Annotated in this window: 20 protein-coding genes; 9 read left to right on the top strand and 11 right to left on the bottom strand. The window is 34.0% G+C overall.

Features of this window, described 5'->3' with window-relative positions:
* Positions 1–6: 6 nt before the first annotated feature.
* Together ACN6NE_RS20110 and ACN6NE_RS20105 are read left to right on the top strand one after the other, a co-directional pair.
* Positions 7–159 carry a hypothetical protein gene (locus tag ACN6NE_RS20110; RefSeq protein WP_474326854.1) on the top strand — a complete coding sequence of 51 codons (153 nt, stop codon included), beginning with the start codon at positions 7–9 and terminating at the stop codon, positions 157–159.
* Between the two features lie 13 nt (positions 160–172).
* Positions 173–889, top strand: a complete 717-nt coding sequence (locus ACN6NE_RS20105) for an alanyl-tRNA editing protein (RefSeq protein ID WP_474326852.1) — start codon at positions 173–175, stop codon at positions 887–889.
* Positions 890–1,137: 248 nt separating this feature from the next.
* Here ACN6NE_RS20105 and dhaK read toward each other — a convergent pair whose 3' ends face one another.
* A complete protein-coding gene (gene dhaK / locus ACN6NE_RS20100; RefSeq protein WP_474326850.1) occupies positions 1,138–2,901 on the bottom strand; it encodes a dihydroxyacetone kinase subunit DhaK in 1,764 nt (587 codons plus the stop codon).
* A 1-nt stretch (position 2,902) separates the two neighbouring features.
* Positions 2,903–4,036, bottom strand: coding sequence for a glycerol dehydrogenase (locus ACN6NE_RS20095; protein WP_474326848.1), 1,134 nt, complete (start codon positions 4,034–4,036; stop codon positions 2,903–2,905).
* Positions 4,037–4,342: 306 nt separating this feature from the next.
* On the opposite strand from ACN6NE_RS20095, the gene ACN6NE_RS20090 reads away from it, so the two are divergent.
* Positions 4,343–5,383 carry a PocR ligand-binding domain-containing protein gene (locus ACN6NE_RS20090; protein ID WP_129707681.1) on the top strand — a complete coding sequence of 347 codons (1,041 nt, stop codon included), beginning with the start codon at positions 4,343–4,345 and terminating at the stop codon, positions 5,381–5,383.
* A gap of 227 nt (positions 5,384–5,610) precedes the next feature.
* On the opposite strand, the gene ACN6NE_RS20085 is transcribed toward ACN6NE_RS20090, so the two are convergent.
* Together ACN6NE_RS20085 and ACN6NE_RS20080 are read right to left on the bottom strand one after the other, a co-directional pair.
* Positions 5,611–6,417, bottom strand: a complete 807-nt coding sequence (locus ACN6NE_RS20085; RefSeq protein WP_474326846.1) for a carbon-nitrogen family hydrolase — start codon at positions 6,415–6,417, stop codon at positions 5,611–5,613.
* 11 nt (positions 6,418–6,428) lie between these two features.
* A complete protein-coding gene (locus ACN6NE_RS20080) occupies positions 6,429–7,088 on the bottom strand; it encodes an MBL fold metallo-hydrolase (RefSeq protein WP_474326844.1) in 660 nt (219 codons plus the stop codon).
* A 102-nt stretch (positions 7,089–7,190) separates the two neighbouring features.
* Between ACN6NE_RS20080 and ACN6NE_RS20075 the strand changes: the two genes are divergently transcribed.
* Positions 7,191–7,568: a winged helix-turn-helix transcriptional regulator gene (locus ACN6NE_RS20075; protein ID WP_129707675.1), complete on the top strand. Its 378-nt coding sequence runs from the start codon at positions 7,191–7,193 to the stop codon at positions 7,566–7,568.
* A 491-nt stretch (positions 7,569–8,059) separates the two neighbouring features.
* On the opposite strand, the gene ACN6NE_RS20070 is transcribed toward ACN6NE_RS20075, so the two are convergent.
* Positions 8,060–8,458 (bottom strand): IDEAL domain-containing protein, encoded by a 399-nt coding sequence (locus ACN6NE_RS20070; protein WP_474326842.1) that lies wholly within the window; start codon positions 8,456–8,458, stop codon positions 8,060–8,062.
* A 485-nt stretch (positions 8,459–8,943) separates the two neighbouring features.
* On the opposite strand from ACN6NE_RS20070, the gene ACN6NE_RS20065 reads away from it, so the two are divergent.
* From ACN6NE_RS20065 to ACN6NE_RS20055, 3 genes are all read left to right on the top strand, one after another.
* A complete protein-coding gene (locus ACN6NE_RS20065; RefSeq protein ID WP_474326840.1) occupies positions 8,944–9,873 on the top strand; it encodes a DMT family transporter in 930 nt (309 codons plus the stop codon).
* Positions 9,874–9,923: 50 nt separating this feature from the next.
* Positions 9,924–10,484: a cysteine dioxygenase gene (locus ACN6NE_RS20060; RefSeq protein WP_474326838.1), complete on the top strand. Its 561-nt coding sequence runs from the start codon at positions 9,924–9,926 to the stop codon at positions 10,482–10,484.
* A gap of 997 nt (positions 10,485–11,481) precedes the next feature.
* Positions 11,482–12,207 (top strand): ZIP family metal transporter, encoded by a 726-nt coding sequence (locus ACN6NE_RS20055; RefSeq protein ID WP_129707667.1) that lies wholly within the window; start codon positions 11,482–11,484, stop codon positions 12,205–12,207.
* Between the two features lie 257 nt (positions 12,208–12,464).
* Here the strand turns inward: ACN6NE_RS20055 and ACN6NE_RS20050 are convergent, their stop codons facing one another.
* From ACN6NE_RS20050 to ACN6NE_RS20025, 6 genes are all read right to left on the bottom strand, one after another.
* Positions 12,465–12,689 carry a hypothetical protein gene (locus ACN6NE_RS20050; protein ID WP_129707665.1) on the bottom strand — a complete coding sequence of 75 codons (225 nt, stop codon included), beginning with the start codon at positions 12,687–12,689 and terminating at the stop codon, positions 12,465–12,467.
* 66 nt (positions 12,690–12,755) lie between these two features.
* Positions 12,756–13,346, bottom strand: a complete 591-nt coding sequence (locus ACN6NE_RS20045; protein WP_129707663.1) for an HMA2 domain-containing protein — start codon at positions 13,344–13,346, stop codon at positions 12,756–12,758.
* Between the two features lie 4 nt (positions 13,347–13,350).
* Positions 13,351–15,432 carry a heavy metal translocating P-type ATPase gene (locus ACN6NE_RS20040; protein WP_240702646.1) on the bottom strand — a complete coding sequence of 694 codons (2,082 nt, stop codon included), beginning with the start codon at positions 15,430–15,432 and terminating at the stop codon, positions 13,351–13,353.
* The gene (locus tag ACN6NE_RS20035; protein ID WP_474326835.1) at positions 15,432–15,965 is read right to left on the bottom strand and encodes an HMA2 domain-containing protein; all 534 of its coding nucleotides are present in this window, start codon (positions 15,963–15,965) and stop codon (positions 15,432–15,434) included. The genes ACN6NE_RS20040 and ACN6NE_RS20035 overlap by 1 nt, the downstream gene beginning before the upstream one ends.
* Positions 15,966–15,983: 18 nt before the next feature.
* Positions 15,984–16,292: an HMA2 domain-containing protein gene (locus tag ACN6NE_RS20030; RefSeq protein ID WP_240702638.1), complete on the bottom strand. Its 309-nt coding sequence runs from the start codon at positions 16,290–16,292 to the stop codon at positions 15,984–15,986.
* Positions 16,293–16,608: 316 nt separating this feature from the next.
* Positions 16,609–16,956 (bottom strand): EamA family transporter, encoded by a 348-nt coding sequence (locus ACN6NE_RS20025; protein ID WP_129707657.1) that lies wholly within the window; start codon positions 16,954–16,956, stop codon positions 16,609–16,611.
* A gap of 733 nt (positions 16,957–17,689) precedes the next feature.
* On the opposite strand from ACN6NE_RS20025, the gene ACN6NE_RS20020 reads away from it, so the two are divergent.
* Together ACN6NE_RS20020 and ACN6NE_RS20015 are read left to right on the top strand one after the other, a co-directional pair.
* A complete protein-coding gene (locus ACN6NE_RS20020; protein ID WP_474326832.1) occupies positions 17,690–18,676 on the top strand; it encodes a permease in 987 nt (328 codons plus the stop codon).
* A 14-nt stretch (positions 18,677–18,690) separates the two neighbouring features.
* A complete protein-coding gene (locus ACN6NE_RS20015) occupies positions 18,691–19,653 on the top strand; it encodes a TIGR03943 family putative permease subunit (protein WP_474326830.1) in 963 nt (320 codons plus the stop codon).
* Positions 19,654–20,061: the final 408 nt, after the last annotated feature.

The raw sequence follows: 20,061 nt of genomic DNA, 5'->3' as shown, positions 1-20,061 counted from the left end.
ATCGCAGTGGGTTTGTGGTTTATCTTTATTTCGACAGTAATTTCTTATCAAAAATTTAGAAACTACTACGAACGTTATAGCCCTTGGTTTGATCGATGTTTAGGTGCTATTTTAATTTATTTTGCTGTCTTTATTGCTTATTCAACGATCCATTCATAAGGAGGAATTAAAATTGGAAAAAGAGTTATTTTTAACGAATAGTTATCAGACAAGTTGTGAGACTTTTATTGAAGAAATAAATAAAAATAAAGTAATTTTACATGAAACTGTTTTTTATCCAAGTGGTGGAGGACAACCTTTTGACACAGGGGTTTTAAAACAAGGAAATAATGAATTTAAAGTGATAAAGGTAAAAAGAGAGCAAGGTAAAATTGTTCATTATTTAGAGGATGCTAAAAATCTAGTGATGGGAGAAGTAACCGCACAAATCAACTGGAACCGACGTTATAGATTTATGAGATATCACACTCTTCTACATGTAATAGCTGGCCATCTTTACAATAAGTTCGGAGCTTTAGCTACAAGCAGTGAAATATATGAAAATGATCGTGCTCGCATCGACATTCAGTTTGAAGAAGGGATACCAGAAGATTATTTTTCTTCTATGGAACAGGAAATTTATAAAATTGTAGAAGACAATCATACAATCTCTACACGTAGTCTTCCACGCGAAGAAGTTGAAAAAATTCCAGGATCTATTAAGACTGTTATTAATCTATTACCAAAATCTATTCAGACGATTCGTTTAGTAGCTATTAGTGAGTTAGACGAGCAAGCATGTGGAGGCACGCATGTGAAATCAACAAATGAAATTGGCGCTTTTTCTTTCACTAAAATTAAGAATAAAGGGAAACAAATAAAAAGGATTGAAATAACCCTTAATGATTAATAAATCTAGTTTATGATGAAAAAGCGTTCTGTAGAGAGCTCTTTTTCATTCTTACCTATGCTTTCAACAGACTAGAGCTAGATACCTATGCTCTGACTTCTTTATTGATATATTTCCACTGATCTCATATTAAGCCAGTTACAGCTTGTCCTTTTTAAACCATAAAAAATCCTCCTCCAAATATAATGCAACACCCACTTTCAAAGAGTGGTTTCTTACACTATATTTGGAGAGGATCATACTAAAGTTTATTTATTTTCTTGCATTACTTGAGCTAATTCAGTAAAGATTACGCCTAAACCATGTGCACCCGCGTCTGGATAACCAAGACTTCTTTCTCCAACCGTACCGGCGCGCCCCATACGTGCAACAATCTGTTCGGTTGATTTTGCTCCTTCAACAGCAGCTTCTGCTGCTTTGACAAGAGCATATTTCAAACTTTCACCTTCAACAGCACTTGATGTTAACGCATCTGCATAAGGTACAAAGGCATCAATTAAAGTCTTATCTCCCACAACAGCTCCACGTCCAAAAGAACGCTCTCCTGTTGCTTGAATTCCTTTTACAGACGCTTGGACCATTTCAGCAAATTCTGTTAAAGTCAGTTCGGTTTTAGATTCGGTGTTCTTTCCAGCCGCACGAAATGCTGATCCCCAAATAGGCCCTGATGCTCCACCACAATGCTCCATGATAACGATGGAACAAGCCTCTAAGAAGTTGCCAATATCATTTGATTTATTTTCTAGAATTTCGTGCCATTCAGCTTTCAACTGCTTGAACCCTTTAGCAACACTCATACCAAAGTCTCCGTCACCAGCATGGGAATCTAATTCACAAAATGGTATTTCATTTCTAATAATACATTCACTCATTTGGTCAACCATAAAAATAATATTATTCAACGTCAATCGATTTTCCGTTATTACGGAATATTCTTTGTTGGTTTGCACCTCATAAGACACTTTCGGGGCCTCTGCGGTACCCGTGATTTCATCATAAGTGACGGCTGGTACTTCACCTTTGATTTTTAGCGCAGGAGTATCGCACTCTTCAGATAAGAGACTCTTTAAGTTTTCATCTAATTTCATAATTGAAATAGAAGCACCAGCCATATCAATGGCTGTCATATAGTTTCCGACAAACGTTCTTGCAATCGTTACGTTTCTACGTGACAATTCACGAATGACAGAATGATTTAATAAATATAGTTCTTGAAGAGGTGTGCTTCCAAATCCATTAATTAGGACAGCCACTTCTCCTTTTCCATCTTCTATCCCTACTTCTTTTAATAATGCCGTTACCATGCGCTCTGCAAGTTCATCTGCTGAAATAATTTTTTCACGACGAATACCAGGTTCTCCATGAATGCCAACGCCAAATTCCATCTCATCTTCTGCAATCTCAAAAGTAGGAGTTCCTTTAGCAGGAACTGTACAGGAAGTTAGTCCGAAGCCGATGCTTTTAACATTCGCAATAGCGTTTTCTGCTGCCTCTTTCACTTTTGGTAAATCGTATCCGCGTTCTGCTGCAGCACCTGCTATTTTATGGACAAGAACAGTACCAGCGACTCCACGTCTTCCAACTGTATATAAACTGTCCTGTACAGCAATATCATCATCTACTTTTACATAATCTACTTGAATTCCATCTTCTTCTGCTAGATAAGCAGCATTCTTGAAATTCATCATGTCACCACTGTAGTTCTTAATCACTAGTAAAGTTCCCTTATCGCTAGCTGTTTCTTTAATGGCTTGATAAACCTGTATTTGAGAAGGTGAGGCAAATACATCACCACAAACTGCTGCATCTAACATACCCTTTCCAACATATCCAGCGTGAGCAGGTTCATGTCCACTGCCGCCCCCACTAATTATACTTACTTTATTTTTATTAATTTGTTCTTTTTTAATGACTTTATATTTTCCAATTAAATTCAATTCAGGATGTGCTAGAATCATTCCCTTACACATCTCAAGTACGACATCTTCTGGTTTATTAATAATTTTTTTCATCTTATATTAACCTCTTCTTATAATCATTTCCAATTTGATCTGCTGCAAGGATAGCTGCAGCTACTGACTCTGGAGTAACAGGGAATGGCATAGAATAGATAGATTCCTCTGGAATACAAGCTTTATTGGCTACTTCCATTAACTCTTCTTGTGTAATTTGTTCCACTCCAATATCAGCAAGACAAACTGGGAGTCCTACTGCTACACAGAAATCTAACACTTCTTCTATTTCCTCAGTTGGCGCATTTTCCAATACCAATTGTGCTAATGTACCAAAAGCTACTTTTTCACCATGGAAGTAGTGGTGTGCACTTTCTAAAAGAGTAAGTCCATCATGAATCGCATGTGCTCCAGCTAATCCACCACTTTCAAATCCTAATCCTGATAACAAGATATTGGCTTCAATAATGTTTTCTAAGGATGGAGTAACAACATTATGATCGCTTGCAGCTTTTGCTTTAACTCCATCCTCTAATAGAGTGTTGTAACAATGTTTTGCTAAAACTAATGCTGCATTTGTACCTTTCGCTGGTGAACATAAGTCCTCACGTACTCCACAAGGTAATCCAGCATTTACATTAGAGAAAGAACGTGCTGTTGCTCTTGCTTCGAAATAAGTGGATAACGCATCCCCCATACCAGATACTAAGAATGTAGTAGGTGCATTAGCAATTACTGTTGTATCAATTAATACAACACTTGGGCTTTGCTTAAAGTATGCGTAATCATCAAAAGCACCATCTGGTGTATATATAACTGCGGAATGACTTGTAGGTGCATCTGTAGCGGCGATCGTTGGGACGATAATTAATCCCTCTCCCTCTGCCACACATTTTGCTGTATCAATTGCCTTGCCTCCACCTAAACCAATTGTACAATCACAGTTGTTTTCTTTTGCTATTTCCTGCAATCTAGAAATTTCTGATCTTGAACATTCGCCATTGAATCCGCCTTCAAAAAATGTAATACCATATTTTTCTGCTGTTGCATCTAATTTGTCTTGTACACGTTTAATATCTTCAGGATGTGCTATTAAAAGTGCAGAGGTACCAAATGTTTTTACGAAATAACCTAGGTTTAAAATCTCATTTTCACCTTGAATGTATTTTGAAGGACTAATAAATGCTTTCCTCATAAGTAAAACCTCCTAATTAACTTTGTAATCCCTTACAATTGGAATTTTACTATCTTTTTTTCAAGATTACATTAGTCTTAAATGACGAGTTTTTACAACCTTTTATCGTATTTTTTTGCTCTCTTCATTTAATATGGTATTATTATGACATTATTTTAGGTAAAAATACTACTAAGTTCACGTTGAAGGGAGGTTACCTTTATCGCTGAACACTCTTTTATTTTATGAACTAAGGAATAAAGAAAAAGTATTCTCAAATATTTGATTTAAACTACCACAAGGGAAATAAGGGAGATAAAAACATCATTGAAAACTACTTACATGAATTTAGATAAAATACTAGATTTAAAAAAATGGAGAAATCTTCAAGATTCGCTTGCGCTTGTTACAAAATTAGCGATTGTCACGGTTAACTATAAAGGAGTGCCAATTTCTCAACACAGTGGTGTACGTCCGTTTTGTGAGGCTATGCGTAAAAATCCTAATACAGCAAAACTTTGTGAAAAGTGCGATGCGAGGGGAGGATTAGAGGCAGTCAGAACCAATGCTCCTTATGTCTATTTATGCCACTGGAATATTATCGATATTGCCATTCCCATTATAATTGATGATAAATATGTAGGTGCCATCATGGCGGGAGAAGTGAAAATTAAGGATGGTGACAAACATCCTCCCTTGGAACAAATGCTTACTGTTCCATCGAAGGGATTTGAACAGAATTTAAATGATGAGGAAATACAGCGTCTATATGATTCTATCCCTACTCTATCCTATACAGAAATTAACGACGCTGCTCAAATGTTATATAGGCTGTGTAACTACATTGTAGAGGAAGCTATGAATAAAAACTTAATTTTAGAAGTATATGAAAAGATGGCTCCAGTAAAAGAGGAACTTTCTACTGAAGATATTTCTTACGGTTATTCTCTAGATAATATTCAAAATATAAAAAAGGAATTAGCCAATACAGTTACTAATGCTTATGTAAAAACGTCTATTAACGATCAATTAGTTTGTAAAAACAAAGTATTACAGCCTGCCTTTGACTACATTTATAAAAATAAAAGAGAAAAAATATCTCAACAAAAGATGGCTGATTTATGTCACATTAGTACAGGTTATTTCAGCCGTATATTTGTCAAAGAAACGGGTATGAATTTTTCTGTTTTTATTTCACTCAAAAAAATAGAATGGTCCAAACAATTATTGGAAAAAACGGATTTATCTATTGCTCAGATTAGCGATGAATTGGGTTTTAACGATCCTGGGTATTACATCAAGACATTTAAAAAATATGAAAATATAACTCCTAACGTCTATCGGAAATATTATCAAGAAAAGTTGTAGAATTTTCAGTCCTGACGTAAGAAATATATATAACTTTTCCATACTGATGCTATGCTCTAAAAAAGCATGCTCTCAGTATGGAAAAGCAAAATCTCTTTTATTGGTTTAGCTCCTAATCCCTTAACAGATTAACTTCCAATATTTTTAATCAAGAACCTGTTTTTGGAGTTCAGTTCATCAGACACAGTGGCTTTTTTGTCTTTACGCTATAAATAACATATAAATCTCTATTCCGCATGCTTATAAACATCCGGTCTCAGGTTTTTAAATATTGGGATGTTTTTTTGTTGTTCTATAACTTTCTGTAGATGGATCTCCGCTGTTATAATTTCTTCTTGGTCTCTCCCCTCTTCTACAATGTTTCCATTTGGATCAATGACCATTGAATGTCCCGCGTATGTGTTGCCGGCATGATTTTCATGATTCACATTCCCCACGCTGTTACATGCAATGACGTATACACCATTTTCTATAGCTCTTGCCTTCAATAGTGTTTTCCAATGGTCTATATTTTTGGTAGTCCATTGTGCAACGTAGAATATAACTTTTGCACCTTGAGACGCTGGATAGCGTGTAATTTCTGGAAAGCGTAAGTCGTAACATATAATTTGACTAGCTTTAATATCGTTAATCTCAAAGACATTTGGGACTTCATCTCCACCTGTTAAATAATGATGTTCATCTAACATCGGCACGAGATGTATCTTATCTTTTTGATAAAGTAGCTCCCCTGTTTTTGATACCGCAAAGGCTGTATTATAAATGTTGTTATTCCTTTTATTCGAAACTGAACCTGCAATGATATTCACTTGATATTTAGTTGCTAAACTTTGGATAAAAGGAAAAGTTCTCTTTAAATCAATGTCTGCTTTTTCTGCTACATTTTTTAAATCATAACCAGTATTCCACATTTCAGGTATCAGAACAATCTCCGTATCTATATCCAGCTTTTCTTCAAATAAGGAGTTAATACGGCTTTCATTTTGCTTAACTTCTCCTTCTATAATCTCCATTTGAAATAATTGTACTTTCATGTTTCCCCCTCTTATTCATATATAAATTTATAAATAGAATATAAATCATTATTGTATTTGACATCTTCACCATGTGAAGAAGAAATAATAGACGGTTTAATTCTGTCTATAATTCGTCCACTATTAATGTTTTCGTTCATATTAACTGTGAACTTTCGAATCGGCGGATGTAAGGATTCAGCATTAGAAAAGAATAAGTCTCCAGTTAGCAGCACATTGTCATCTTTATGGTGGTATATTACATGTCCGGGCGTATGACCAGGTGTTAAATATACATCTAAAGGTAACGTTTTAATGATGTTGTCACTTAGACTTTCAACTTGATGTTCCACGCCTGTTGTTTCTTTTTCTACCTTGTTTGGATAAGACTTTTCACCATTGATAAACGGAGTTTCAATTTCGTGGGCGTAAATAGGAATATTTAAATGGTCTTTTAAATACCTGGCACCATTAATGTGATCTAAATGGCCATGTGTCAGTAAGATACTGTTAGGGATGCCTAAAGATTTTGCTGCATTCAACTGTGCATACGCATAGTCTTCCATTCCGGTATCGATGATATAAACATCCTCACCATTCACTACATACCATGTACTAATCTTAACTGGAATACCAACGACGGTTTCATAAGTGAGCTTATAAATATGTTGGGAAATTTGAACGAATTCCAATTCATCCACCTTCTTCTCATTTATTTGATATCATAAGTTTAATAAGAAAAAACAGGCGTAACAAGAAGGTACAATTTTGTTACTACCCATTGAGGTGAGAAAATGTCAGAATTTAAAAGTGATCAATACGGTGCTTGTACGTTAACTGTAAAGCAAGCCTGTCCAATTGAATTAGCGATGCATATTATGGGCGGTAAATGGAAAGGCATTATTTTATCTTTATTATCAAAATCACCTATGTACTATAATGCAATGCGGCGTGAAATACCGGGTGTTACTCAGCGCATCCTTACACTACAGCTTAGAGATATGGAAAAAGACGGATTAATAGAAAGAGAAGAAACAAATGATAACCCTAAAAGAGTTTTATATTATTTAACAGAGCTTGGAGAAAGTTTTATCCCAATACTTAAATCTTTAGAACAATGGGGCAATGCTTATATAAACAAGCAGGAAGAAGGATTAAAAAAATCTCAATAATTAAGAAGAATCCCTCACTTTATTCCTTTAATATTTAACATGAAATCAAATCTATCGTTCATATGAGCATATATTTTTAGTTACCATAATAAAGTTTTGGGATAGGAATAAGTTCTAACTCTAAGTAAGAAAATATATATCAATTAAATACTATAAAAGATTTACCAACTTATATTTAAATTTAAAAGGCAAATATCACAAACAGCCTTAGTTATCATAATGTAATATAAATCAAAAATTTCTATATTTCGTAAAAGTAATTGGGTCGTTGCACGATTCCAATATGTGAACGTAAATTTGCTAATAGTACAGTAGTTATGCGTGGTGGACTAGTAAATATCAGTGAGAGGAAACCTGAAACAGTCTGTCTTCTAAATAAAGAAAATGATGATGCATGAGAGTGGATAATGCCTTGTAAAAGACGTTCTCTTCTCATGCATCCATTTCAAATACAATAATAAATAAACGTTAGAGATCTCTGTTCAAGTTGCTTAAAAAATCTCCCCCCCAGCGTTGGAGATTTTACTTTTTACCTGTTGTGCATGTTGTAATTTATTAGAAAGAGAAAGAAACGCTTCTTTATTCTGTGCATCAAGTGCTTCGTTTATTTTGAAGTTCAAGTAATTAATCTTTAGGTCCAAATCTGAAAAAGAGCAAATACTGCCCTTAATATGTAATTCGTGAATATCGTCTACATAGATAAAGAACTGAAATTCGTTATTAATATCGATTAAACAATGCCATCCTAAGCAATCGACGTACTTGCGGTTGTTTGTAATTGTCCAAACATCTCCTTCACGGAAGTTAATCATATGTTGATGCTGCTGTTCTGGACAACAGCATCCTACTTCATGACAAAATGGTTCCATTATGACAAAATGTTTATCCATAGCTGATTCTCCTCTATTTCCTTCTATTTTGTTAAATTTCCTTTTTATTATAAATACAAACACGATTATAATTGATATTGATAATCATTATCATTTTATATGATGTTTATGATCGATGTCAATTGTGTTTTGGTTACTCTTACCTGTTCTCGTACAAAAGTTTTATGACTTGCAATTAATACATATAAATAGAGAATACTGTGCTTTTAAAATTCCGAAAAATCTTTATGAAAGTTGGCGTTGTTATTTTTGGTAACGGACTCTTTAGAATTTAGTCTATACATGGCTATAAACTCCAAAATTTAGTTTTTTATAAATGATATCTATAATTGCTTTAATGAAGATTAAAAGATAGTGATAACGATACAAATACTAAAGTTTCTACCATTTTTTTTAGAATGGCCTGATTTTTTTCATTTTCCTTTAGAAAAGGCATATGTTAGTTAATAGAAGATACCTTTATTTTTGAAAGGAAAATTGTGCCTATGATTGCGTCAAAGGTTAAATTTGCTGCCTCGTTATATGCAATAATGTCTATTAGTTTTTGGGGAGTCTCCTTTGTCTCTACCAAAGCTGTCTTAGATAAGCTTGATCCATATACACTCCTTGTCCTTCGGTTTGGAATTGGGGCACTTTTTTTATTGGTATTATTAGTGCTAAAGCGATATTCATTAAACATTCCACTTAAGTATATTCCTCATCTGATTGTGTTAGGTATCCTTGGGGTGTTTGTTCACCAAGTGATTCAGGCAACAGCACTTCTCACAATAAATGCTTCTGCAGCAGGGTGGATCATTTCGTTTTCTCCCGTATTTACGGTCATTCTCTCAGTATTTTTTTTACATGAAAAGATGACCGTACTAAAAGCATCTGGGATGATTGTAGCCATCATTGGAGTTCTACTGGTGACCACTGCTACCAATCAGCAGTCCTTTCAGCCCTCAATCAATGTTGGTTACTTGTTAATGATCTTAAGTACGTTAAATTGGGCAATCTATTCTGTCCTATTAAAAAGGTTACATATCCAGCTTCCCTTTCTTGTTGTTACGTTTTATATGTGTTTAATAGGATTTACTCTAACGACTCCCTTTCTCGTAAGGAATAAAGGATGGGAGATGATTCCTTTTTTAACAAGCGTTGAGTGGGCTCATTTATTATTTCTCGGTGTATTCGTTTCAGGTGTTGCCTATTGGTACTGGGCAAAGGCATTAGAGGTTTTAGAGGCGTCCCAGGTATCTGTGTTCCTTTATTTAGAACCAGTAGCGACATTGATAACAGCCATTCTACTATTACAGGAAAAGATTATTCCCCTAAGCATATTAGGAGGCATCATAATTATAATAGGAGTCATTTTAGTTAATGGAAGATTACTAACTTTTCTAAGCTACTTGCCATGGAGAAACAAGAGTTTGTAACTATATTGAAACTACCAAATTTGCTCTACTCATAAGGAGGTAATCTTTGTATGAGCTTAATTAAACAGGTAAAGAACATTTTAGATAACTTGAATTCCCCTACCAACTTGGAATTGAGAGAAGCTCTTTTGGCTTTAGATCTAAATTTTAATGAGTTAAAGCCACTATTGAAGTCGGCAGAAGACAAGCCATATTACAGAAAGCTTCTCTACCAAAATGATGAAGTAGAATTACTCGTTATGAATTGGTCGGGAATAGAGTGTGCTCCTCACGATCACGGTCATTCATATGGATGGATCCAAGTAGTGAATGGCACAGCTATAAATACCGTTTACGAAGTGAAAGAAAACCAAATGCCGGAAGAGCTGTTTTCCCAGTATCAGGGCGAAGGAAGAATTTTTTTTGCTCCTAAGAAAGGAGTGCATAAGATGAATAGTGCAGAAGATACGAGTCTCGTTACTCTTCACCTCTACTCTCCACCGATTAAAGAGATGATGGTTTATGATTTAAAAACATGCGCTGCTTGCATTGTGTCGGATGATTGTGGAGCATGGTGGCCAGATCATCTTCTTCAAAAGGTAAGAGAGATTCAATTAAAGAAGAGAGAATGATATTTATTGACCCTTATAATATTTCTCATGCAGAAGCGAATCAACTGTAAGTCCAGCCAAAGGAAGTGCACCATAAGATTTTCTCCCTTACAGCTGTTCAGCTACATTAGTAAGAAAACTAAGAACAGAAATTGTGGATTTACCCGCACACCATGTAGAGTTTAACATAACCCATCGTGAAGATTTCGCTGAGAGATTGGACAATATTTTAGATGGTTACGAGAATAAGATATAGTAAGAAAATCTATAAAAACCCAGCTAATATGATAACAATATTAACTGGGTTTTTATTACCAATCATAATAATTTCAGTATAAACAAAGTATCTCGTTAAATTGATTAGGTTTATTATTTAAATCAATCGGCGAAAAATAGAGGTTTTAATCTCTTATCATATACCACGCTCTCTTCTGTTTACCTTTTAAAAAATTGTTTTATTTATTTTATCTAAACCTAAATTTTATAAGTATTTAGTATTAATGTATATTTAACAAGATACATTAATACTAAAACATGAAGCTAATTTCTCTTATATAAAGAAGTAAATAAACTTACTTATAAAAATTAAAGTTTCACTATTTACTCTAACTGACGACAAATACAACGTTTTTCTACACGATGTGTAATAGATTAAAATATTATAATTGTAACTAAAATAGGTTAAATATTATTTAAGACTTGAAAGGAATTTAGTTTATATAATAAGAGCCATAATACCTAAGAAAGCATATATAAACGTTAAAAATAATTTCGACTTGGCATCTAAATCTCTGAGGAAATTAACTCTAGTTTTACATATAAAACAAATCATTCGAAACAAATTTCAGTAATTGAGAAGTCCTTGTATTCTTGCTATTATTAATTTTCCCAAAAACCACTACCCAGTTAATATCATAGACTTTTATTTTTTTAACCATTTATAAAACATAGGTATGATTATTCTTCCTTTGAATAGGCTAATTGTAAAAAACAATATAGCCGAAAGGAAGTAGCAATTATGCATATAGAAATGAATCTTTTATTTACTTTAGGTTCTTTACTGGGTTTATTAGTAGGAGGAGGACTTCTTAAATTAGTAAGTCATCTGGCTAGGGGAAGAATTCAATTTATGTACGCTATATGCGGAGGAATCTTACTAGGCTTATTGCTCTTTGATATCCTTCCGTCCACTTGGCATCTATATGATTTAAGAGGAGTTTTATTAGGAATTGTAGCCGGATATATCATCATGCTATGTATTGACCTCTTTTTGCATAAACAAAACAAAGAAATTCCACCTTTACAGGCACTTATCTTATTAACAGTTGCTATCTTTTTTCATAATGTCATCACGGGTATTACCTTTGGAATAACAGATATGCACCAATCAGCTTCTGTATTCACAGCTACACTTTTACATCAGGTCCCAGAGGGGATGGCAATTATGACAGTCCTCTCTATAGCAAAAGTACCTAACCTCTTTTTTTTACTAATTATAGCCCTTCTATCTCTATCCTTAGGTGGCAGTTTATTAATTGGTGATAGTGTACAAGCTTCCTCGCTTAAACTACAAGCTTTATCGACTGGTGCAGCAATTGGTACATTGTCCTTTGTTATCTTTCATGAAATCATAGGCAAAACTATCACTCACTTTAGAAATCTGCATGTATGGCTATTAATTTCACTAGGCGTGCTAGTCATTTATGTTTATCAATATTCACTCTCATTGTTACACGGACATTAGAATGATTAAATTTAATTTTGTTAAAAAGACAACTGTAAATGTAAGTATTTCACTCTGCTTCATTTATAAAATTAGAACATTTCCCTCTATAATTATTGATAATTTTCAAATCGCAGAATATAATAATAACAAGAGTTTACCACAGGAAACTTTTTAGCGTACGGCAAATAAGCGTTTAATCATTTAAAAATGATTCCCTCATTACAAAATAAAAAGAGTGAGAGGTAGCCTGGAACTATCTCTCACTCTTTTTATTATTATTTTACTTGTAGCTCAGCAATCATATCTTCTAAACGCTCTTTCTGTGCTTGAAGCTCTTCCATAGAAGGTTGATAAGATGAAATAGCTTGTTGTCCACCATATGCCTGTTTAGGCTGGACTAGACGTTGTAGCTGACCACCATTTTGTTCATATAAACGGTAGCCTACTGCGCCTACCACTGTTCCTGATACAAATCCCATTAGAAAATCGCGGTTAATCATTATAAAACTCCCCCATAATCATAAGTTTTTTTATATCAATTCATACAAAGAGCATGAATGAATATCTTAAGTAATTGCAGATAACTTTTGTGATTGCACTTTCTGCTTTTCATGTAACAATTCCAACACATTTACAATCCATGTAATCATCGCTACATAGAGCATGTTTGATGGCCCTAGAGATAACATCGTAACAATGCCGGTTAAAATGTCTGGGTGCCTCATTTTATTACTCGTACCATGAGACAAGACCGTGTAACCTGTTGCGACTACTGCCCCATATACAAGTGCATCTGGTTTATAAAAAGATGATTTTCGAATACCTGCTAGTAGGAGTAATCCTCCGGAAAACAGTGTACGTAGCCAATCATTTCGTGTGGCAGGATCCATTTGAATCATAATATCATCTAGTGGATCTAAACGAGTTTGCTGAAAAAAAATAGATACATAACGAAAAATGGTATTGCGAGAAAGTTGTGAAACATCGTAGTGAATAAGCATTGTTTGAATGGTAGGTTCTATTCTCACACTCGTTATACCTTTTAAAGCAGAAAACATATGCTCAATTTCCACATGATTTTTCTTATCTCTCAATGCGGGGATATGAAATCGAATACGACCTGGTATATCATGCAGAACGTAGAATTTGGGATTCATTGCTTTACCTCCCTAACCATAAAATTCTTGCACTATTTATTACTACACCAATAGTGGCGGCATTATGAATAGCTGCTCCCACAATTGGAGAGAAGATACCTAAAGCACCGAATAAAATTGCTATACCATTAATAGCAAATGTGGCAACAAAATTTTGTTTAATAATGTTCATTGTCTTTCTAGACAATCCAACTAACTCAGAAAGCATCTCTGGGTTATCAGACGTAATGATAACGTCGCTGGCTTCTGAAGCAATATCTGTTCGTTTAGCGCCCATCGTTACACCTACATGGGCATGAGCTAGAGCTGGAGCATCATTAATGCCATCACCTACCATCATGACAGCCCCTGTTCTCCTATACCTTTTTACATAAGAGGCTTTATCCTCTGGCAAAGCCTCTGCATGATACCAGTTCAATTTTAAACGACGCGCCATTTCTCTTGCGACCGTTCTCTTGTCTCCTGTGAGCATAATGATGTCGTTAATACCTTGATGACGGAGATTATGCACTGCGCGGTGCATACCAGAACGTATTTTGTCAAAAATACTAACTACTCCTACAAGTGTTTGATCATAAGCTACATAAATCACATTTTCGTCGTTTTGCATTTGTTGAAGTAAGGTAGTTGTTTTAATCTTTAATTCATTCATAAAACGTAAACTTCCAACAACAACTTTTTTGCCATTTAACCAAGTGGAGATTCCTTTTCCTACCGTTGTTTCTACCTGAGCATTATTGTCTCTAATAGGAATCAAAATGTTCCAGTCTTTTGCTTGTTTTATAATTGCATCAGCAATAGGATGGGTAGAATTTTTCTCAGCTGCTGCAGCTAAACGAATGACATCTTCTTGATTAAAGCCTTCAGCAGCAATCACTTGCTGAACCACAGGCGCTCCTTCTGTAATAGTTCCGGTCTTATCAAGAATAACTGTATTTAGCTTAGACATCTTTTCAATATGATCACTGCCTTTAACAATAGCTCCTTCTTTAGCAGCACGTCCAATGGATGCGTATAAAGCTGTGGCCGTTGATAATTTAATCCCGCAAATAAAATCAATAACTAACATACTCATAGCCCTATTAAGATTTCGAGTGAAGAAAAATGTAAGTAGTGCTAAGCCAAAAGAAACAGGCACCATTTTTTCAGCTACTGTATCGGCTATATTCTGAATAGGAGCGCGTTTATCTTGTGCTTCCTCTAACAGTTTTATAATTTTAGAAAGAGACGTATCCTCTCCTACTTTCTCCACTGTCACTGTAATGTGTCCACTCTGCAAGACACTTCCAGCGTACACATTATCTCCGCCACTTACCTCTCGCGGCATATACTCCCCAGTAATGGAAGCTTCATCTGCTGTACCGTTCCCCTCTATTATAATGCCATCTACAGGAATTTTTTCTCCAGTAAACACAACAACCTGATCACCAACTTGAATATCCTCTACTAAAACCTTTTCTTCAACGCCCTTTTCCTTTACTCTCCAAGCATATGAGACGTCTAATTTTAGGACGGAGTGAATATAATGCTTGGTTTGTTCAGACGTATAGTCTGTTAATAGCTCACTAATAGTAGACATCAAAGTAATAATTAAAGCGGATCCTGGATTCTTCATATACAAAGAAGCAAATATAGAGGCAGCTGTTAATGTATTGGCATTCCCTCTTCGTTCCTTTAGGACATGAACAATGCCGTCTTTAATTACCTCATAAGGAGCACTGATAGCAGTAAGGGTGCTAAGCCAATAGGAAACTGCCTTTACTATAGAAGGATACGAAGAACGTTGCAGATACCAATTAACTAAAAATATAGTCCCACAAGCTAGGATTGGTATAGCTTTCTTCCATGAATATGTTGCTTGCTTAAGTTTGTGTTTATATTTATAGATGAATGATTTTAGATTGTATAAAGAGAGAGTAATATGATGATAAATAAGTAGACTTCCGGTTACTTGATTATAGTTTGCAGAATATACCCCTGGAAAAGAGCGTAACCAAGTTTCAATATGACTTATTTCTAGCTGTTTAGGTATATAAAACCGGGTTCTTCCAGGAAGAGAATGAGCTACCTTTATCCCAAACACCATCACCTATTCTTTTCCCCCTTACCCTTAATGATGTTGTATGACCAATAAAGTAAGCTGGCAGAAAACGCAGACGCACTTCCAAAGGTCTGAATTCCTTTTCCTAATAAAAACAGAACAAATAAACTATCAAAGTCAGCAAAGCCATTGGTTTGCTTTTTAATCCCTTTATCTATTAATCCAAGTGTGTTAGCCATACCATTCATTAAGGTAGCATCTTTGTTTAAAATGGCGTTAGATGCTATTTGTACGATATAACTCATCAGTTCGTCTAGCTCTTCCTGGTTAATATGCGGTACAACAAATTGAAGCACTAAACTTCCCGTTAGTTCTGAAGCTTTTGATGTTAGAATAAGAGGATGTTTTTTTACTTCTTCTGTTAGAGCATGTGCAATGATACGGTGCTTCCAGCTGTCACATTGTATACGCAGCCGCCCTGGCATCGCATGTAATACTTTTATTTTTTGATCACGGAATTGAGACATAATTTTAGGAGCAATAAAAGAGGCACCTAAACCAATTACAGTAGGAAGCATGCTTATTCCTCCCTCTCCTTAAATTCTAGATTCTTCTTGATATATTTGCTCAATAAGTTGAAACCACTCTTCGATTTCTTTGCTAGTTGTCATATGAAAAGCATTATATGTAACAAGTAAACTTCCCGTATCTGGTGTAAATACTGCGTCATAGACGAGAGCTTGAGATTTTAAATTTAAAATAATTAATTCAACTAGTTTTTTATTTTCTTTCCAAACAGTTGATCGAAGTCTAATTCTTCCTGGAATGAAATGCACAAGATCGATTTGTAATTTATGTAATTTTCTTTCTGCATGCTTCATCAGTATCTTTTCTTTAATACTCATCAATTTCTAGATACCACCAATCTTTTTCTCTTATTTTACCAACTTATATATTTTATAACAATATAAGTATTAAAATACTGTAAATTTTATTACGTACAAGTAAGTAATAAAATTCTTTCCGTTTTAGGATAACAATAGATATATTCTTTATAGAAAGAATTAATTTATACAAAAAAGCATGAAAGGGATTATTTTTCATGCTTTTTCTTTATTGTAGATGTTTAAAGTCTCTTTATTTGATAGTTAAAGAACATTTTATTGATTTCTTTATAATACCTCTCTCTTTTTAATTAGTTTATAATGAAATTTCACCTCTCTACTTCATTTTAGAAATAACTACCCCTATGACCATAATGAAAATTCCTAGTAAGGTTTTCCATGTAGGAGCTTCTTTTAAAAAAAGGTAACCCATTAATACGGCAATTATTATTTCCATCCCTTTCGATGTCAGTAAAACAAATGTTAAGTTATGAACAGCTTTAAATCCAAATTTGATTCCATATCCAATTAACATATTAGCGATTAAAAATAACGGGAAAGCGTAAATTTGATATTTTAATGTAGCCCAAAAAGCTGGATCAATATGCTTATTTTGATATGAAAACAAAAGATTAATCAAAAATAGGCCAACAAACAAGAAGGTTCCACCGTACAAATAATTCATATATCCACTCTCACTATATCCATATTTAGTATTATAATGAGCCAAATATTTTTCTTTATACCATGAATTTTTCCTTAAGGAAAAATGTTAACTCAAAAGCAATAAATATGAATGATAATAAAAATATTGTTATCCTAAAACAGATTATAAAGAGTAATATTTATAAGAAATTCTATATACTGTCTTAGTCAGTCATCTTCCTGTTAATTTAGTTTAGTGTCCAATTTACCGTACTACTTTCAATTTCCTTTACGTTAACGGTAAGAATATTATGGAATCGACTGTCTCGTTGGTTTCTTTACGAAAAGCTATCTATTTATTTGAGCCTAATCCTCCAAAAATATATTTCCATAATATTTTACAATGAAACTATGAGATTACATAAAGCCAAATCCCCAATTAGTAACTATGTTCTTGAAAAATTCACTATATTCTTATTACTAAATTTCAATTAAGAAATTGAAAAACTAAATGTGTTAATTTTTCTCAGTTCTTTAGCTTATACTTTTCACATAGTATATAAAGTAAATCGTAAACACTACGTTTTATTAAAGGTGTAAAATTATTATTTTTAAGTTTTTTTATCTTTTTCCAATAAAATTTTTTATATATTATATAGCGTATGTAAAATTGTACTTGTCTTGAGATTTTATATTAACTCTTTTTTATTAGCTGCACAATTTGTTCAAACTCTATCATATAGTTCTAGTAATTGGAGGTGGAACGATAGATTATGACAACTCTATCACAGTTAAGTAAAGACCTAATAGGTGTGCTGTTACTAGGGCTTTTTGGTTACTGCTTTTTCTTTGTGGATATAAATACAAATGATTTAGCTATTCCAGCATCTCTATTAAATGTAAATTCCATTTTTTTAAGTATTGTACTTGAAGCTATACCCTTCATTTTGCTCGGAGTATTTGCATCTGCTCTTATTCAAGTATTTGTTTCTGAAGAACTCATTCAACGTCTGATTCCAAAAAATCCATATATAGCTCTTTTACCAGCTGTTCTAGTAAGTGCTCTTTTACCTGTTTGCGAATGTGCCATTATTCCGGTTATAAGGAGATTATTAAAAAAAGGATTGCCTCTTCACATTGGCGTTGCCATTCTAGTGGGTGCACCTATTTTAAACCCCATTGTCTTTGCTTCTACTTTTTATGCCTTTCAATCAAATACTTCCATAGTCTACAGTCGTATGGGCCTGGCTGTTGTGGCTTGTCTGTTAATTGGTTTATCCGTTTATTTCTTTTTTAAAAATTCGAATCAGCTACGGCATGTACATGTTCACGAACATGAAGAAGCAAACGTAGGCAACAAATTAAAACAAACGTTATATCATGCCGGTGATGAATTTTTCGACATGGGCAAATACTTATTATTTGGTGCACTCGTAGCCAGCCTGTTTCAAACCTTTTTAGATAGACACCTATTAACAAGCCTTGCAAGCAATGATTTTATGTCTTCTGCCGTTATGATGGGATTTGCCTATGTACTGTCACTTTGTTCAGAAGCAGATGCTTTTGTTGCTTCATCTTTTTCTCATACATTTTCACCTACAGCTCTTCTTGCCTTTCTACTATATGGGCCTATGATCGATTTTAAAAACACAATTATGCTATTATCTTTTTTTAAAAAACGTTTCGCATTTAGCCTTATTTTTATCATCACTGTGATTGTGTATCTCGTCGGCATGACTTATGGAATAGTTAGTAAGTAGATAGGAGAAGTGGTATGAAAAAAATTGATCAGCAGTTTGTTCTCTATATAAGGGGGATATTACTAATTGGCTTTTCACTACTTATGTTTAAACTCATATTAACGGGTAAAATCGTTCAATTTATCGCGCCCAAAATGATGCCTTTTATATTATTTTCTTCTGGCACCTTTTTTTTGTTGGGCATTATCCAAATTTGGCGAAGTAGCGTAAATAAGGATCTAACTTGTGAATGCGGTCATGATCATGCGGAAAAAGGCAAAATTCGAACAACGTTTATTTACTCTTTATTTCTATTACCTATTATGACGGGCTTTTTATTTTCTAATCACACACTTGATAGTTCCGTTGCAGTAAAAAGAGGATTAACTTTTTCAGTTACTGAACCTGATACTCAGCAACAAACCGGAAGTGATAAAAACATTGACGCCACTAATTCAGAACTAGAAAAAGATACGAATGATTTATTGTCTGGAAATTCAGAGGAAGCACCAAAGAATGTTCCGACAACACATCAAAATAGTATTGCTGCTAAAGTGGCTCCTAAAGGTCTCTATGAATTACTTGAAAAGAAGCTAGTCAAACAAACGAAGATTTCTATAAATGACACCGATTATATTCCAGTTATGAATATTATTGAAAACAACACAGAGCAGTTCATTGGGAAAAAAATCGAGGTCAATGGCTTTGTATATCGTGAAAAAGGATTTAAAGATAACCAATTTGTTGTTGCTCGCTTTGGTATCTCTTGTTGTGCAGCAGATGCATCTGTATACGGTTTATTATCTAAATTGGAAAATGCGTCAACATTAAAAAACGATAGCTGGGTTCGTATAAAAGGGATAATACAAAAAACTACGTATAATGGAGAAGATGTCCCTTATGTTCAAGTTCAACAGATTGAGGACATTCCCCAACCGGATAACCCATACGTATACGAACTTTACCAAGGTGAACAACTGATAGGTCCTGGTAACTAAAAAGAATATATGACAGTTTTAGGGTAGGCCACTACGATCTAGCTGCATACCATCCATCATTTACATACTCAAATTATTGTGCTAGAGTATTGTAAAATGTATGTTTAGAATTAAGAATAAGAAATTGTTAAACGGCATTTCACCAACCTTTCATTTTTCTATGGTAAAGTAAAAAGAAATGTTCATGTAAATATTAAAGGATCTGGTTTTGATTAAGTTCACTTTCCTAGAGACTACTCTTTATTTATGTTATCAAGATCATTTTTTATTAGGGCTATTGTATATATGCATTTAATTGTAAGCTTATCCCCTTTAGGTAAATAGTGTAATATCACTGTTTATAAGTGATATTCCTCTCTATTTAAAGGGGCTTTTTCTATGTTTAGAAACAAATAGAAAACAACATGA

The organism is Priestia sp. 53B2 (genome assembly GCF_056099005.1).
The sequence above is the reverse complement of the archived record's forward strand: the minus strand, read 5'-3'. Positions and strand labels throughout refer to the sequence as shown.